This window comes from Mesobacillus sp. LC4 (assembly GCF_053543455.1).
Genome location: NZ_JBGCUB010000003.1, coordinates 395,553 through 410,391, shown reverse-complemented (window position 1 = coordinate 410,391; position 14,839 = coordinate 395,553). Strand labels below are relative to the sequence as shown.

Sequence of the window (14,839 nt, the reverse complement as noted above, 5' to 3'; positions counted from 1 at the left end):
GGGCTTTTTTTATGTCGGAAATGACGCATGATCAAAATGTGGGCATGGGAGCATTATTTAAAAATCAGGTAATCCGGATAATTCTGCTGTCGGTGCTGTTTCTTCAAATTGGGATCTGGGTCCGGAATTACTCAATTCTCTTGTATGTGATTGAGAAGACGAATGGTAACGCGATTGCGGTTTCTTTGATATCCGTTGCTGAATTTGCGCCGATTTTTTTGTTTTCGTTCATAGGAGGGACGTTTGCGGATCGCTGGCGGCCGAAGAGGACGATGATTTGGTGTGATGTTTTCAGTGCAGTATCTGTTTTCGCGGTGCTGCTGACATTGTTTTTTGGCAGCTGGAAAATGATTTTCTTCGCGACATTGGTTTCATCCATTCTATCGCAATTTTCACAGCCGTCGGGAATGAAGCTGTTCAAGCAGCATGTACCGATGGAGCTTGTTCAGATGGGGATGTCGATGTACCAGACCGTTTTTGCGCTCTTTATGATTCTTGGGCCTATCCTCGGAACCTTTGTCTATCAGCGTTTCGGTATTCTCGCAGCTGTCGCTGTTATGGGAATTGCCTTCATTTGCTCGGCAGCTGTCTTGCTGATGCTGCCTGCAGACAAGGAACCTACAGCTGAAAAATCAAAAACAACCCTGATGGAAGAGATGAAGGCGGGATTCCGCTATGTATTGAACAGCAGGGCATTGTCATTGCTGGGCGGATGTTTCGCGGCAGCCGGTCTCGCCATTGGTTTGACCCAGCCGCTTGGCGTTTTCCTGATTACAGAAAGACTGGGACTTCCTAAGGAAGAGCTGCAGTGGCTAATGGCTGCATTCGGCGTGGGGATGATTCTGGGAGGCGGCATCACAGTTGCGATTTCGAGAAAGGTTCAGCCGCAGGTGCTGCTGGCGATTGGTATGGCTGCCAGTGCAATCGGGTTCGTCGGGATGGGATTATCAACCGTATTCTGGCTGACATTGACGGCGCAATTTTTCTCAGGATTGTTTATGCCATGCATTCACATCGGCATCAATACGATGATTTTACAAAACACGGAAGAATCTTTCATTGGCAGGGTGAATGGCATCCTTAACCCAGTCTTCATGGGGGCAATGGTCATCACTATGTCAGCGGCGGGTTGGCTTAAAACGCATCTTTCCATTGTTTACATTTATGAAACAGCTGCAATTCTGCTCTTTATCGGCATTATGGTTTTGGTTCCTTTGATGAAAAAGAATCCAAAGGTAAGCCTGGAAGAGGGAGTATAAGGTAAAGGAGGCCCAGATAATAAGGGCCTCCTTTTCTTGTTATGACAGTATCCTCTTTTCACCTTCAAGGGCTTGAATCGGGTTGATGTTCTGTGTGAATTCGAGGGTGCCGATATATTGATTGTTTTCATCGCGGACCGCGAAGTAGCGAATGTATACGAATTTATCACGCACTTTGATCCAAAAATCCTCAGTATCTTTTTTTCCTGACTTAAAGTCCCTCAGCAAATCCTCAACGACATGGACGCTTCTTGGCGGGTGGCAATTCTGGACGGTGCGGCCGATGACTGCCTTTGTCCGTGCGAAAATCCTTTCTTTTCCATGTGAGAAGTAGCGGACTACATCATCCTGGTCAATGAAGGTGATGTCGACTGGCAGGTGGTTCAACAGCAGTTCAAGCTGCTTCAATGACAGGATGCCTGTCTCCATTTTAATATAGCCTTCAGAGATGGCGTCTGCGTCAAGGTGTTTGCGGGCAGGCTTCCATTCCTCAGTCGGTGACGTCAGGCAATAGCCGATCTCATCACTTTCATGGGCGATTTTTACCCATTCATCTTCTGTGAAATTTTGCAATGCCATCGGGAAGAGGATGTTTTCTTCCCTGTAAATCATGCCGCTCACTTCCCTGAGGACAAATTGGACCTCCTCAATCACGCCAGTTTTATTACCGTCATAATTGGACAGCCTTTTTTTTGCCAGTTTGATGCCGTCACGGATGAAATCATCGATCCGCCACATATTCGTTGTCGGGCCGTAGATCCCGTACTTTTCCAGGTAAGGGAAGATCAAGTTTTCCTTGCGGCTGTAGTGCTTGTCAATGTCATAGAGAAGGTTGCAATCCTCCAGAAGCAGATTGATGTTTTCAGCGCTGTCTTCCATAGCAAATTGCTCAAGGTGAACGGCCAATCGATTTTGTAAAAGCTGTTCAATCTCGCGGTTTTCCATCTCGAATGTATGGACCGGGTGTCCTGGCTGGTTTTCTGGTCCGTACACGGATTCATTCTCTTCGATTGCACCTTTAAAAAGGTCGGTGTGGGCCGCATAAATACGCTGCATTTCGGTAACGGAAATATCGCCTTCGATCAGTTCGACATGCTGGAGGCCGGCAATTTCCTCGATGGTTATTTTTCCGATAAAAGCATCAAAGTGAGCCTTGACCTCATTCACATTTTTCCCATCATGCAGATCTTTGAAAAGCTGCTTTAACGTCGCGTTCCGTTTTGCAGAGTCCATAGCTTTCAATTCACGGTTATTTATCATTTCACTCATGATTATCTTTCCTCCTAGAGTGTGTATTGGCAATCATTGATAATGTTTCTCATGCTAAAAATAACACTTATCCAAACACAAAGTAGTGATACAAATCATTAATTGGCGTTTTTTTCATAGAAATTCAATGTTATGATGGAACGAGCAAAAATAGAGAGGGGAATGACGAATGACCTGGTGGGAATATCTTTTGTCTTACGAAGTGCTGAAAAATCTGGGGATCTCCATAGGAATCTTCTTCTTGTTCCTTTTGTTCAGGAAGCTTTTCACAAAATATGTGTTCAGGCTGATGTTAAAGCTGGGCCAGAAGACGCCGACCGAGCTGTTCACCAGTATGACCGTCGCATTTGAGCAGCCGATCCGATGGTTATTTATTATAATAGGAATCTATGTGGCGGCGGATTATTTCCCGTTCATGGAGCAAACGAGTCCGCTATTTTTAAAGATTATCAGAGCGTCGATCATCATGCTGATTTCCTGGGGGCTGTATAATCTGTCTTCGGGTTCATCGCTGCTTTTCATGAAAATCAATGATCGTTTTAATATGGAAATCGATCAGATTCTGATTCCGTTTTTCTCGAAGGCGATCCGGTTTATCATCGTCGCGATCAGCCTCAGTATCATTGCGCAGGTATTTGAGTATGATGTGAATGGATTCATTGCTGGCCTTGGGCTGGGCGGCCTGGCGTTCGCGCTGGCTGCAAAGGACGCGATCGGGAATTTGTTTGGCGGCATCATCATTATTACGGAAAAACCTTTTACGATTGGTGATTGGATCAAGACACCGAGTGTCGAGGGGACAGTTGAGGATATTTCCTTCAGAAGCACGAGGGTCCGCACCTTCGCACAGGCTGTGGTCACGGTTCCGAACGCGATTTTAGCAAATGAATCGATTACAAACTGGAGCAAAATGGGGAGAAGACAGATTACCTTCAAGCTTGGAGTAACGTATGACACACCGAGAATGAAGCTGCAAAGAACGATTCTCAGGATTGAAGAAATGTTGAGAGCAAACGACGATATCCATCCGGATACGATTTTTGTAAAGTTTGACGAGTACAATGACAGCAGCCTCGACATCTTCCTGTATTTCTTCACGAAAAGTACCGTCTGGGAAGAATACCTGACAGTGAAGGAAGAAATCAACTTCGCAATTATGGAAATCCTCGAAGAAGAAGGAGTTTCCGTGGCATTCCCAAGCAGGACGCTTTATGTGGAGACACAGGGGGAGTCTGTTGGCAGGGTTGCAGAATCTATATAGCAGAAAAAGAGAAGCCGGGGAGCAATCCTGCGTCTCTTTGTGTGAACAGTTGGTAAGAGCATGAATCTTAGAAGGGATTCATGCTCTTTTTTTTGAATACTACTAAAATCCGAAGGTATAAAACAGTAGTTTGAGTGAACGGTATCATATTAGCTGGAGGTTTATTCTTTTTTACAAAGAGGAGAGTCATTATGGAAATAGTATATTTTGCAGGTGGGCACTTTTTTGTTAAATTCCGTATTGAAAAAGCGATGCATTTAGTAAAGGAATGGTTTTTAATAAATAGGCTTACTCCAAATTTGAGTTACCAAAAAGACTTAAAATAACCGGAGATTTTCCGGTTAGACTGCAGAATATGGCTCAGTTGGGTGGAAATAAGCGGAGAATTTCCGATTAAATGGTACAAAATTGTCCATTTGCCTGTTTTTTGAGTTGATAGTCGGAATTTCTCCGGCTATTTGAGCTGTTTTTAGAGCTTTTTCAAAATTAAGGGGAATTTCTCCGCTTATTAATCAACACGCCGCTGATTCCCTGTCGTGTCCGGGAAGGTTAGCTCTTTTAGGGCAGGGCAAAAAAAGTATTCTTGAATAACCACGAATTGCTTATTGAACGAACGGGTGCTTACGTGAAATGAGATTCTATATATTAGATGTGAAAACATCATAAAACACTAAAATGGCGTGCCTAAACTGATGTCAGTTTTTACACGCCATTTCGATTGTCATTTAATAAAAATCGGAACGTTTACGCTGCTTCAGACTCTTTGGAGTGAACTTGTTTCATGAATTCGTTCACGTCAGAAGGTACTCTTCGGTCAAGCTTTGAAACGATGTATACGGACAGGAATCCGATTGGCACCGTGATGATTCCCGGTACGTTGAACTGCAGGAACTCTGGCAGTGTTGTCTTGAAGAAGATCATGTACATGGAGGAAACGAGACCCAATACAAGGCCAGCGATCGCTCCTTTTTCGGTCATTCCTCTCCACCAGATGCCAAGGATGAAGATTGGAGTGAACGTACTGGCTGCCACGGTGAAGGCGAGGGCGACCAGGTGGCCGATGGATGCTTCTTTTACCAACAGGCCAAGGATTCCGTATAAGACACCGAGCACGATAATGGATGCCTTTCCAGCGATCACGCGCTCTTTTTCGGTAATGTTTTTACGGAAGAAGGTTGCGTACAAATCATGGGCCAGGGCACCTGAGCTCGCGATGAAAAGTCCAGACAGGTTCGAGAAGACTGCTGCGAAAGCACCGGCGATGACAAGCCCAAGCAGCCATTCTCCGCCAAGGGCCTGTGCTGTTGACGGGACAACCATGTTGTTCCCGCCGGCAATCAGGTCTTTCATGACAGCTGGATCAGCTTCACCAGTCAAGAAGATTGAGCGTCCGACTACTCCAAGGTAAACAGCGAACAGGAAGAACGCGCTCGCGATTCCGATTGCCATCAAGGCAGAACGGCGGGCAGCTTTTGCACTTGGGTTTGTGTAGAAGCGCAAAAGGATGTGCGGAAGTCCGATTGTGCCAAGTGAAAGGCCGATTGTCATCGAAATGGTTTGCCAGAATGAAGGGAAGTAGTTGCCTGTTCCAGTCCAGACAGAACCATCGAATGGAATGTCTTTTCCATCAGCTGTAAGGCTTGCTGTGCCTGTGATCGTTCCTTTGAACTCATTGATTGATGCTAAGATATCCTGGTAATGAAGTCCGCCCCAGATGGCTGCGCCAACCATGAGGAGGAACGCGCCAAGGCGAATCCATAATTCAAGCGCCTGGTTAAGGGTAGTTCCCTTCATGCCGCCGATTCCCACATAGAAAATCATGACGGAGCAGGTAAAAATGATTCCGAACTCATAGCTGGTGCCAAAAAACATGCTAAGAATCTGGGCAGCACCCAGCAGCTGAGGGGCTGCATAAAAACCGGAAATGGCTAGTACGACAGCGACGGCAGCAAGGCGGGCGCGTCGGCTGTGGAAGCGGTACGCCAAAAAGTCAGCGACTGTATAAGCTCCAAAACGGCGAAGCGGTCCAGCGACGAAAATCGCCAGGAGTGTCAAGCCAATCGAGAAGCAAAAGGCATAGTAAGCACCGTCATAGCCTAACTGATAGGTCAGGCCGGCAATCCCGAGGAAGGTGGCTGCGCTCAAATAGTCGCCGCCAATTGCCGAGCCGTTGGTAAACCAGCCGAAGCTGCGTCCTCCGACGAAGTAGTCTGAAGCTGTCGCGTTTCTTTTTGTCAGATAGGTGATATAGACAATGGTCCCCATCAGGATCATTGTTAAAAGGAATTTCGGCTCAAGGAATGTCGACATCAGCCAATCCTCCTTCCATCAGCAGGAGCTGAGGATTGTTCTGCTTGGTTTTTCAGGCGTTTCTCATACAAAGTCGTATGGATGAGTGCAATGACAAACGCCATCGCCATCGCGACAATACTTGTGAAGAACCAGCTGTAGGTCATGCCGCCCCACATCCTGGAGAACATGAAATCTCCTGCATACCAATTCAAAATAGGAATGGAAAGAATGAATACATAATAAAAGAGCGTAAGTTTAATGCCTGTACTGAATTCACTTTTCATGATTTGCTTTGTTTCCGGATCAAGCGGCTTCAGCTCGCTGACGTCAATTGTATCAGCCGCTACATAATTATACTCCCGATACTCCCCTGCCAAATATGATTCCCCCTAAATAAAATTTTGGCCTAACCCGTTATCAAGATTTCCCTCCTTTAGGCAAGCCATGATATGATTAAATTGATTGTACGATAGAGAATTGTCCAATACCTTACAATAAATTATCAGAAATATACAAATATTTAATGTAGTTTAAATTTTTATTCACTCATGTGAATAATATAAGGGGGTGGTAAGGGTGCATTCAATTTGGCTTGGAGTAGAAGATGAAGGGGAGTATAGGAAGCTGGCTTCATGGATTATGGAAGAATGCAAGGAGAATTGTAAGCTCGTAGACGAAGAGAATGATATACAGATCGCCATTATTGAAGTGAACAAATGGCATGATTGGGTAAAAATCCATCGGTTCCGCAAACGAAATAAAAGCTGCAGGATCATTCCGCTCCTGGACCCTTCACTTTTGCACACCACTCCGCTGGCCATCGAGTTCAAACTGACCTACCTGTTGGTGAAATCGGTAAAACAACGGATTTTTATACGTACCTTAAGGCGAGCGGTCGAAGAAATCGAAAGTGAGAATACAAGATACATAGAAAGCGAGGAAGTATTCCATCATTTTGATGCAGCGCAGGCAGCTGGACGCAACACCTTGCCATTTAGGGAGGCTTTTTTACGGAGATTGTTGTCAGGGGAAGTGAAGACTGAGGAGGAGCTTCTGCAATCCCGTTTTTTCCTGTCGGGGGAATCTGTGCCGAATGTGGTTTGTTTTATTCAGGGATTCGTCCGCTGTCCGGCTAAACGAATGCAAGAAGGCTGGCAGGCGCCGATGGTCATCCAGGACTATTTTAAAAAGCAGTTTGAAGGGGATCAGCTTACCTTCCTTTCATACAGGAAACATCTTCTTATGCTCCTACAGGTGCCGTCCGCATATGGTTCACTGAAGCATTGGAAAGAGGGGGAGGAGCGAATCCTTGAGACGATAGAGTCTCTGGAAAATGAATATGGGATTCAGCTTTATATTGGTGTAGGCTCGGTTTATCGCGAGCCGCTGCTGCTGCACCATTCATACAAGGAAGCTTGTAAAGCAAGAAGGACATCGCCGTACGAGAGACTGCAGCTCCGCTATTTTGAGGACATCACGATGGACATGCAAATTCAGAAGTGCGCCGATTACATTTCCCAATATTGTACAGAGGACTTATCCATCAAGCAGGTTGCCGACCAAATCAATCTGAGCGTGCCATACTTCAGCCGCATCTTTAAACAGGAAACAGGCCGAAGCTTCGTTGAATATGTCACCTTCGTCCGGATGCAGCGAGGTGTCTGGATGCTGCGGCACACCGACCACACGGTAGAAGCAATTGCGGAAGAACTGGGGTACAATACCCCAAACTATTTCAGCGGGACCTTCAAAAAATACGTTGGCCTGTCACCAAGGGACTATAGGGCGACTGAGGAGATTATTTTTATTTAGGAAGAGTCCAGAAAAGGAGGTCCAGCCATGATGGCGGACCTCCTTTTTGATGTTTATGCCATAAGCTTCGCATGTCTATGCCAGCTGCTGCTCAGCAAATTCCCTATACAAATCATGCGATTGAATCAATTCCTGGTGTGTGCCGATACCAGTGACTCTTCCCTTTTCGATAAAAATAATTTTATCGGCATTGACGATGGTGGAGAGTCTGTGGGCGATGACGAATGTTGTCCGGCCCTCCATCAGGCGGGTCAAGGCTTGCTGGACGATGCCTTCTGACTGGCTGTCGAGGCTGGCGGTGGCTTCGTCCATCATCAGGATTTTCGGATCACGGAGGAAGGCGCGGGCAATGGCGATGCGTTGCCTTTGACCGCCAGACAGTTTGACGCCGCGTTCGCCGACTTCGGTATCTAGCCCTTTTGGAAAATCTGCGATGAATTGGTCTGCATAGGCCATTTGTGCGACTTCCCACAGTCGATCATCGGGAATCTGATCACCATTTTTCAGCCCATAATACAGGTTTTCGCGGATGGTTCCGGCCATCATCGCACTTTCCTGGGACACATAGCCGATTTGATTGCGCCAGGAGTTAAGTGATAGTTGCTGGATCGGAGTGTCACCAATCCGGATTTCTCCTTGTGTCGGTTCGTAAAAACGTTCAATCAGCCCGAACATCGTTGTCTTACCGCCGCCGCTTGGTCCGACGAATGCCACCATCTGGCCAGGCTGCGCGTCCAGCGAAACTCCCTCGATAACCGGCTCCTCCTCACTGTAGGAGAAGCTGACATTTTCAATGGTGATCGGCAGGTTGCTAATATCTGTTACGATGCCATCCTGTCCTTCTTCAAGGTGCTGGTCGAGAATTTCAATGATTCGTTCTGTCGCGCCTTTTGCTTTTTGCAGCTGCGTAAAGAACATCGCGAACGAAGTGATTGGCATGATGATTTGGAATAAATAAAGCAGGAAAGCGATGAGCGATCCTGTCGACATGGTTCCATTTACGACGCGCATACCTCCGTAGGCAATGATGATGACGATGACGACCATGATCATCAGCTGCATGACCGGACCGATCAACGCAAAGATTCGCGCTTCCTTCAAACCAAAGTTGAACAGTTTATCAATTCCATTATAGCCATTGTCTTCTTCAATTTTTTCAGCCGTCGAAGCTTTCATTAAGCGGATTTCACCGAGTGTCTGGGTGATATGTCCGGTGAAAGTGGCGGTCTCATCCTGTAATCCGCGAGCGATTTTGGCCATTTTTCTGCCAAGAGGCATCATGATTGCCAATGTGAGCGGCACGGAAATGAGCATCAACAAGGTCATTTTCCAATCCATCACGAGCAAGATCACAACGGCACCGATGATCGAAATGATTCCGGTTGCGAAATTCGGAAAATGATTGGTGATCAGCTCTTTGACGATGCTCGTGTCACTGACAATCCGGCTGACTGTTTCCCCGCTGGACTGCTTGTCAAAATAGCGGACAGGCATGCGAATCAGCTTCGACCACATCCGTTCGCGCAGCCTGGCCACAACCTTTTGCCCAACATAGCTGAGCAAGTAGATGGAAATCCCGCTGATCAATGCCTGAATGATGAAGGCGGCACCGATGGCAATCATAAGCGGAACGCTGATTGCCTCTACAGAAAAACCATCAACCAGGTTTTTCGTCAAGAGCGGAACCACCAGGCCAGCCAGGGTAGTGATTATACTCGCGGCTAGTCCAGTGAAAAGGGCAGCCTTCGGAAGATTCGTCGATAAAATCAGATTGAGGAAAGGTTTTAAGCTTGTTTGCTGTTTCTCCATTACTATTCTCCTGTTCTTCTGGATAATTCCATCATAAACCACTTTCAGCATAGATGGAAATATGGGTGTAAGGCATAAATAGATATGATAATCGCCTCTTTTACCTTTAAAAATAAACAAGCATTCTCGTACATGCATATGATGAAGGTGAACAATCATTTGGAGGTGAAGCATATGAGTAACGGTGTTCATGCTGCGTGCAGCGTGTTCGAATTGTTTCTTGGAGTCTTGGTAGGGGTAGGATTGATTCTATTGTCTACTTTTGGATTAGTCGCGGGAATCCTGGCATTCCTTGGCCCAGTGGCTGCTACTATAGGTACAATCATTGGAGTAATTGGTTTAATCGTGGTCATCCTGTTTGCCTACTGCATCATACGAAGGTTATGGCGTTGTTGTTTTGGCGGACGGTGCTAAACGTTTAAGGTAGATTGAAGAAACAGTCTCAATTTCTTGTTTGAGGCTGTTTTTTTGTTCGTTTGGCTTTTCCATGCACGAGAAGGACTTTTTCAAGGGGATACTCCCAATAAATTATAAAATTGGGTAATTTTGAAACTTTTTACATACCAGTCTCGTAAAAGGTAAGTCGAAAGGCTTAAAAAGAATGGGAGTGTAATGTAATGGAACAAGAAATGAAAAGCAAAATCGAGAAACCAAGTTTAATAGGGATGTTCTGGAGCCCGGGAGAGCAGTTTGACCGGATACGACATAACCCGAAGATTTGGGTACCGTTGATTTTAGTAAGTGTTCTGTATGCCATTGGCATGTATCTGATGACATTGTCAATGGATGCCTCTTACCTTGGGGTTGATGGGATGAGTGAGGAAGAAGCCGCTATGGTGTTGGCTTTTTCAAAGATTACGGTTGCTATTACAGGAATCCTGACACCAGTGTTCGTAGTGCTGATATCAAGTGCGATTTATATGATCTTTACAAAAATCGCTGGATCCGATGTAACGTTCAAGCAGTTATTTTCAATGAATACTCATATCATGATCATTGGTGCTGCCGGTCTTTTGCTGAATATGCTTCTTAGGGCAGCAATTGGAGGGAATCCTGAAATTTTCATCACGAGCCTTGCCGGCCTGGTGAACAGTGACAAGTCGGGTGTTCTTGGTTCAATTGAGGTATTTTCCATCTGGCAGACGATTTTGACAGCGATTGGGCTTCACCGTGTTGCTGGCTTGTCAAAAGGATGGGCATGGGGCATTGCCATCGTATTCTTCTTGATTGGGATCGGCTTTGCCATTATTGGAGCCATGTTCTCTAACACAATGGGTGTCTAACCATGAACAAAAAGATTTGGATTGCCATTGGGGTGGCCGGCCTGGTCTTGCTGATGGCGGGTGTAAACATTTACAGACAGGCTTTTGCTAAGGGGCCAGAAGTGAAGGTGGTAAATCCTGCGACGGAAGAAATTGCTGATGAAATCATGATTCCGGGATCCGTCATTCTGGAGAAAGAGCAAAAAATCTATTCTGCCCCGGAAAAAGGGCAGCTGGCTGAAATCCTTGTTAAAGAAGGCGACTCTGTCAATAAAGGCGATGTGCTCGCAAAGTATGATGCCAGCGCTTTGACACTGGAACTGGAGCGAGTCAAGCTTCAAGCGGAATCAGGCTACTTACGAATCAATCAGCTGGAAAAAAAGATAAAAGACGTACGGGAAAACGAATCTGAACTCAGCAAGCAAATAGGAAAAAAAGCTGCAAAAGAACAGACTGAATCCGAAATCGAACAGCTTGAGGGTGAAAAAAGGCTGGCAAATATTGACCTCAAGCAGGTACTGCTCCAACAAAAGGATGCAGAATCACGGTTAAAAGATTTGGAGATTAAGAGCGTGATTGATGGTGTCATCCTCCAGGTGAATGAGGAAAGTCCATCAGATCCTGCAGCAGCAGTGAAGCCTTTGATTCATATAGGGAATCTTGATGCCAAAGGAGCCGCCGGTCGTTTATCCGAGTTTGACAGCATGAAGGTAAAAGAAGGACAGAAGGTCAAGCTGCATTCAGATGTCCTGCCAGATCAAGAATGGAATGGTGTCGTCGAGGATATTGCTGTTTTCCCGGAAGAGACGCAGGCACAGGCATTGGGCGAGAATACTGCCGCGCAGTATCCAATCAAGGTGAAAGTCAGTGGCATGGATTTGAAGCCAGGATTCCAGTTAATCATGGAAATCGAGACAGAACGGAAAGAGGCGCTGACTGTTCCCGCGGAGGCTGTCCTTACTGATAAGGATACTGTCTATGTATTCCTTGTAAAAGAAGGCAAAAGCTACAAGCAGGAAATTGAAACTGGAATCGCTTTTGGCAGCAAAATAGAAGTCATCAATGGTTTGAGCGATGAAGATCAGGTTATTGCCAATCCGTCCGACAATCTGAAGGATGGAATGGAAGTGGAGGTAAAATGATTGAGCTGAAACAAATTACGAAATCCTTTGAAGTGGGCAGGGAAACGATAGAAGTTTTAAAAGGAATCGATCTCAGCATCCAGGCGGGAGAATCGGTTGCCATCATGGGACCGTCGGGATCAGGCAAATCGACCTTGATGAACATCATCGGCTGCCTTGATAAACCGACAGCCGGTGAGTATGAACTGGCTGGTGAAAATGTCTCGCGCTATTTGGATGCCGAACTGGCAAAGGTTAGGAACCGGTCAATCGGATTTGTTTTTCAGCAATTTCATCTATTGCCAAGACTGACGGCGGTCCAGAATGTCGAGCTGCCGATGATCTACAGCGGCATTTCAAAAAAGGAGCGACTGGAAAGAGCAAGGGTTGCTCTTGAAAAGGTTGGGCTTGGCGACCGGATGAATCATTTCCCGAATGCCTTGTCCGGCGGGCAAAAGCAGCGTGTTGCCATAGCCAGGGCCATCGTGAATGAGCCGAAAATCATCCTCGCCGATGAACCGACCGGAGCTCTTGATACGAAAACAAGCGAGACGATCATGGAGCTTTTTACCGGATTGAATGAGGAGGGTTCCACGATCGTCCTTGTCACGCACGAGCCGGAAGTCGCGGAATACGCGCAGCGGACAATCATGGTCAGGGATGGTCTGATTGTCTCTTCCACACCAGCTGGAAGGGGGATGCGCTCATGAATATGATGGAAAATCTGCGGATGGCACTCGGGTCGCTGAAGGCTCATAAAATGCGCTCGATTTTAACAATGATCGGCATCATCATCGGTGTCGGGGCAGTCATCATTGTTGTCGCCATCGGCCAGGGCGGGGAAGCGATGCTGAAAACGCAGCTGACTGGCCCGGGCAACACAATTGAGCTGTTTTACCAGCCGTCTGATGAAGAAATACAGGCCAATCCGAATATTTTCAATGAAGCCCCATTCGAACAGAAAGATATCCGCGCACTGGAAAAAATACCGGAAGTCAAGCAGGTAGTGGCATCAAGCTCCCAGCTTTCAAAGACTTCATTCGGGGAAGATACGGTGGATGCTTCCACAACCGGAGTGAGCCAGGCGTTTTTTGAGATGAACGATATTAAGGCAGAGAAAGGAAGAAGCTTTACGGCAGCTGATTTCCTTGGCGGCAGAAGAGTTGGGATTGTCAGTTATTCAATGCAGGAGGAGCTGTTCGGTGGTGAATCACCCATCGGCAAGGTGATCCGCATTGGCGTCCAACCGATCGAGATCGTTGGTGTACTGGAAAAGCCGACTGGACTGTTCGCGTTTGGGACCATGCAAATATACGTTCCAAGTAAAACCTGGCAGGTCATTTACGGCAAAAGCGATTTTAACCAGGTAACACTTCAGGCCGCATCCGCCGATGAGCTGCAGATCGCTGGCAAAAAGGCCGCAGACCTGCTGAATAAAATGCATGACACCGAGGAATCGTACATGGTCATCAACATGGAGGAAATGGCTGAGGGAATCGGCAAAATCACCAAGGTGATGACCCTGATCATCGGCAGCATCGCAGGGATCTCCCTGTTTGTCGGAGGAATCGGCGTCATGAATATCATGCTCGTCTCCGTAACCGAGAGAACAAGGGAAATTGGTATCAGGAAGGCGCTCGGCGCGACCAGGTCGCAAATCATGACCCAGTTCCTGATCGAATCCGTCACTCTGACTCTGATTGGCGGAGTGCTCGGCATCCTGGTAGGCTGGGGCTCGGCATCACTAATTTCCTTTTTTGCCGGCTGGCCGTCACTTGTATCATGGCAGGTCGTGACCGGCGCCATGCTGTTCTCGATGATCATCGGAGTCGTTTTCGGACTGCTGCCCGCGAATAAAGCATCAAAACTCGATCCGATCGAATCTTTAAGGTATGAGTAGACATGAAGCAGGTGCCCTTTCGCAGCGGTCCCGCTGCTAAGTTCGGAAAAGTGCACCGGGTGGCACTTTCTATTAAATTCGGAAAAAGTGCAGCGGGTGTCCCGCTGCATTTTTAGCTGGAGAAAAACGAGCATAATTTCCATTTCGCTATATAATCTAAAAAGTCGCTATAAAAGGGAAAAACTCGCTATATAACTCAGAAAGTCGCTATAAAAAAGAGAATCTCGCTATATAAATAAAAAAGTCGCTATATAAAATCTTTTCTCTAAAAAATCAGTTTCATGGTTTCATATGTATAGCTTTTTGCGCCAGATGAAGAATGGATTTCATCAATAGTGACTCAAAAAAGGGGTGAACAGAATGACTTGCCATTATTTTATTGCAACAATGAGGCCGATAGAGGAATTCCATTTGAAGGGTCAGGCCTATCCTTTTATAAGCGGTGAGGCTTATAAGAAGGAACTTCCGCTTTCTCTTCCATATGTGTATGAATACGGAGGCGAAGATGTCGAGTTTATCTCATTTCTGGATGACTTCATGGAGTTTGGCGATGTTGTTGAGTTTTACATATATGAAGAAGGGAAGCGGGGGAGGCCTTTGTCTCTCAATCTTCCTGAAGAAGCCCGGACAATTAATCTATTGAAAAAGACTTATAAAGATGAATATGGGGAATACCAGCTGGACGAGAAGGAATGGAAAGAACAACTCGCCGGAAAAACGATTGCTTCGAAGCGAAGTATTACCACATTCGTGAAATATTGAAATTCGAAGCGGGGCATCACTACATTCGTGAAATATTAAAATTCAAAGTGGAGCATCATTAGATTCGTGAAATATTGAAATTCGAAGCGGGG

The 14,839-nt window shown here is 46.3% G+C and carries 14 protein-coding genes; 10 read left to right on the top strand and 4 right to left on the bottom strand.

The genetic code is table 11. From position 1 onward, the window contains the following. The first annotated feature begins 11 nt into the window (after positions 1-11). Complete coding sequence (locus AB5I83_RS12890; protein ID WP_448975898.1) at positions 12-1,259, top strand: MFS transporter; 1,248 nt, start codon at positions 12-14, stop codon at positions 1,257-1,259. A gap of 39 nt (positions 1,260-1,298) precedes the next feature. On the opposite strand, the gene AB5I83_RS12885 is transcribed toward AB5I83_RS12890, so the two are convergent. Further along, positions 1,299-2,528 carry a DUF438 domain-containing protein gene (locus AB5I83_RS12885; RefSeq protein WP_448975897.1) on the bottom strand — a complete coding sequence of 410 codons (1,230 nt, stop codon included), beginning with the start codon at positions 2,526-2,528 and terminating at the stop codon, positions 1,299-1,301. A 169-nt stretch (positions 2,529-2,697) separates the two neighbouring features. Between AB5I83_RS12885 and AB5I83_RS12880 the strand changes: the two genes are divergently transcribed. Continuing rightward, entirely contained in the window at positions 2,698-3,789 is a 1,092-nt protein-coding gene (locus tag AB5I83_RS12880; RefSeq protein WP_448975896.1) for a mechanosensitive ion channel family protein, read from the top strand. Between the two features lie 191 nt (positions 3,790-3,980). Further along, positions 3,981-4,115, top strand: a complete 135-nt coding sequence (locus AB5I83_RS12875; RefSeq protein WP_448975895.1) for a hypothetical protein — start codon at positions 3,981-3,983, stop codon at positions 4,113-4,115. 418 nt (positions 4,116-4,533) lie between these two features. On the opposite strand, the gene AB5I83_RS12870 is transcribed toward AB5I83_RS12875, so the two are convergent. Further along, a complete protein-coding gene (locus tag AB5I83_RS12870; RefSeq protein WP_448975894.1) occupies positions 4,534-6,099 on the bottom strand; it encodes a sodium/solute symporter in 1,566 nt (521 codons plus the stop codon). Beyond that, positions 6,099-6,458, bottom strand: a complete 360-nt coding sequence (locus AB5I83_RS12865; protein ID WP_448975893.1) for a hypothetical protein — start codon at positions 6,456-6,458, stop codon at positions 6,099-6,101. The genes AB5I83_RS12870 and AB5I83_RS12865 overlap by 1 nt, the downstream gene beginning before the upstream one ends. Positions 6,459-6,657: 199 nt before the next feature. Between AB5I83_RS12865 and AB5I83_RS12860 the strand changes: the two genes are divergently transcribed. After that, entirely contained in the window at positions 6,658-7,893 is a 1,236-nt protein-coding gene (locus tag AB5I83_RS12860) for a helix-turn-helix domain-containing protein (RefSeq protein ID WP_448975892.1), read from the top strand. Positions 7,894-7,968: 75 nt separating this feature from the next. On the opposite strand, the gene AB5I83_RS12855 is transcribed toward AB5I83_RS12860, so the two are convergent. Continuing rightward, entirely contained in the window at positions 7,969-9,702 is a 1,734-nt protein-coding gene (locus AB5I83_RS12855) for an ABC transporter ATP-binding protein (RefSeq protein WP_448975891.1), read from the bottom strand. Between the two features lie 174 nt (positions 9,703-9,876). Here AB5I83_RS12855 and AB5I83_RS12850 point away from each other — a divergent pair, with 174 nt between their 5' ends. The 6 genes from AB5I83_RS12850 to AB5I83_RS12825 all read left to right on the top strand — a co-directional run bounded on the left by AB5I83_RS12850 (position 9,877) and on the right by AB5I83_RS12825 (position 14,747). Beyond that, positions 9,877-10,116, top strand: coding sequence for an ABC transporter (locus AB5I83_RS12850; RefSeq protein WP_167833456.1), 240 nt, complete (start codon positions 9,877-9,879; stop codon positions 10,114-10,116). 203 nt (positions 10,117-10,319) lie between these two features. Then, positions 10,320-10,985: a Yip1 family protein gene (locus AB5I83_RS12845; RefSeq protein WP_448975890.1), complete on the top strand. Its 666-nt coding sequence runs from the start codon at positions 10,320-10,322 to the stop codon at positions 10,983-10,985. A gap of 2 nt (positions 10,986-10,987) precedes the next feature. Next, positions 10,988-12,106 carry an efflux RND transporter periplasmic adaptor subunit gene (locus AB5I83_RS12840; protein WP_448975889.1) on the top strand — a complete coding sequence of 373 codons (1,119 nt, stop codon included), beginning with the start codon at positions 10,988-10,990 and terminating at the stop codon, positions 12,104-12,106. After that, the gene (locus tag AB5I83_RS12835; protein ID WP_448975888.1) at positions 12,103-12,795 is read left to right on the top strand and encodes an ABC transporter ATP-binding protein; all 693 of its coding nucleotides are present in this window, start codon (positions 12,103-12,105) and stop codon (positions 12,793-12,795) included. Before AB5I83_RS12840 ends, AB5I83_RS12835 begins: the two co-directional genes overlap by 4 nt. Further along, entirely contained in the window at positions 12,792-13,985 is a 1,194-nt protein-coding gene (locus AB5I83_RS12830) for an ABC transporter permease (protein WP_448975887.1), read from the top strand. The genes AB5I83_RS12835 and AB5I83_RS12830 overlap by 4 nt, the downstream gene beginning before the upstream one ends. A gap of 360 nt (positions 13,986-14,345) precedes the next feature. Further along, positions 14,346-14,747 carry a hypothetical protein gene (locus AB5I83_RS12825; RefSeq protein WP_448975886.1) on the top strand — a complete coding sequence of 134 codons (402 nt, stop codon included), beginning with the start codon at positions 14,346-14,348 and terminating at the stop codon, positions 14,745-14,747. The last annotated feature ends 92 nt before the right edge of the window (positions 14,748-14,839 follow it).

What these genes read in the sequence shown, in the direction of transcription:
- AB5I83_RS12870 (WP_448975894.1), bottom strand. Translation starts at nt 6,099, where the DNA reads ATGTCGACATTCCTTGAGCCGAAATTCCTTTTAACAATGATCCTGATG.
- AB5I83_RS12885 (WP_448975897.1), bottom strand. Translation starts at nt 2,528, where the DNA reads ATGAGTGAAATGATAAATAACCGTGAATTGAAAGCTATGGACTCTGCA.
- AB5I83_RS12825 (WP_448975886.1), top strand. Translation starts at nt 14,346, where the DNA reads ATGACTTGCCATTATTTTATTGCAACAATGAGGCCGATAGAGGAATTC.
- AB5I83_RS12855 (WP_448975891.1), bottom strand. Translation starts at nt 9,702, where the DNA reads ATGGAGAAACAGCAAACAAGCTTAAAACCTTTCCTCAATCTGATTTTA.
- AB5I83_RS12875 (WP_448975895.1), top strand. Translation starts at nt 3,981, where the DNA reads ATGGAAATAGTATATTTTGCAGGTGGGCACTTTTTTGTTAAATTCCGT.
- AB5I83_RS12840 (WP_448975889.1), top strand. Translation starts at nt 10,988, where the DNA reads ATGAACAAAAAGATTTGGATTGCCATTGGGGTGGCCGGCCTGGTCTTG.
- AB5I83_RS12845 (WP_448975890.1), top strand. Translation starts at nt 10,320, where the DNA reads ATGGAACAAGAAATGAAAAGCAAAATCGAGAAACCAAGTTTAATAGGG.
- AB5I83_RS12880 (WP_448975896.1), top strand. Translation starts at nt 2,698, where the DNA reads ATGACCTGGTGGGAATATCTTTTGTCTTACGAAGTGCTGAAAAATCTG.
- AB5I83_RS12850 (WP_167833456.1), top strand. Translation starts at nt 9,877, where the DNA reads ATGAGTAACGGTGTTCATGCTGCGTGCAGCGTGTTCGAATTGTTTCTT.
- AB5I83_RS12835 (WP_448975888.1), top strand. Translation starts at nt 12,103, where the DNA reads ATGATTGAGCTGAAACAAATTACGAAATCCTTTGAAGTGGGCAGGGAA.
- AB5I83_RS12890 (WP_448975898.1), top strand. Translation starts at nt 12, where the DNA reads ATGTCGGAAATGACGCATGATCAAAATGTGGGCATGGGAGCATTATTT.
- AB5I83_RS12830 (WP_448975887.1), top strand. Translation starts at nt 12,792, where the DNA reads ATGAATATGATGGAAAATCTGCGGATGGCACTCGGGTCGCTGAAGGCT.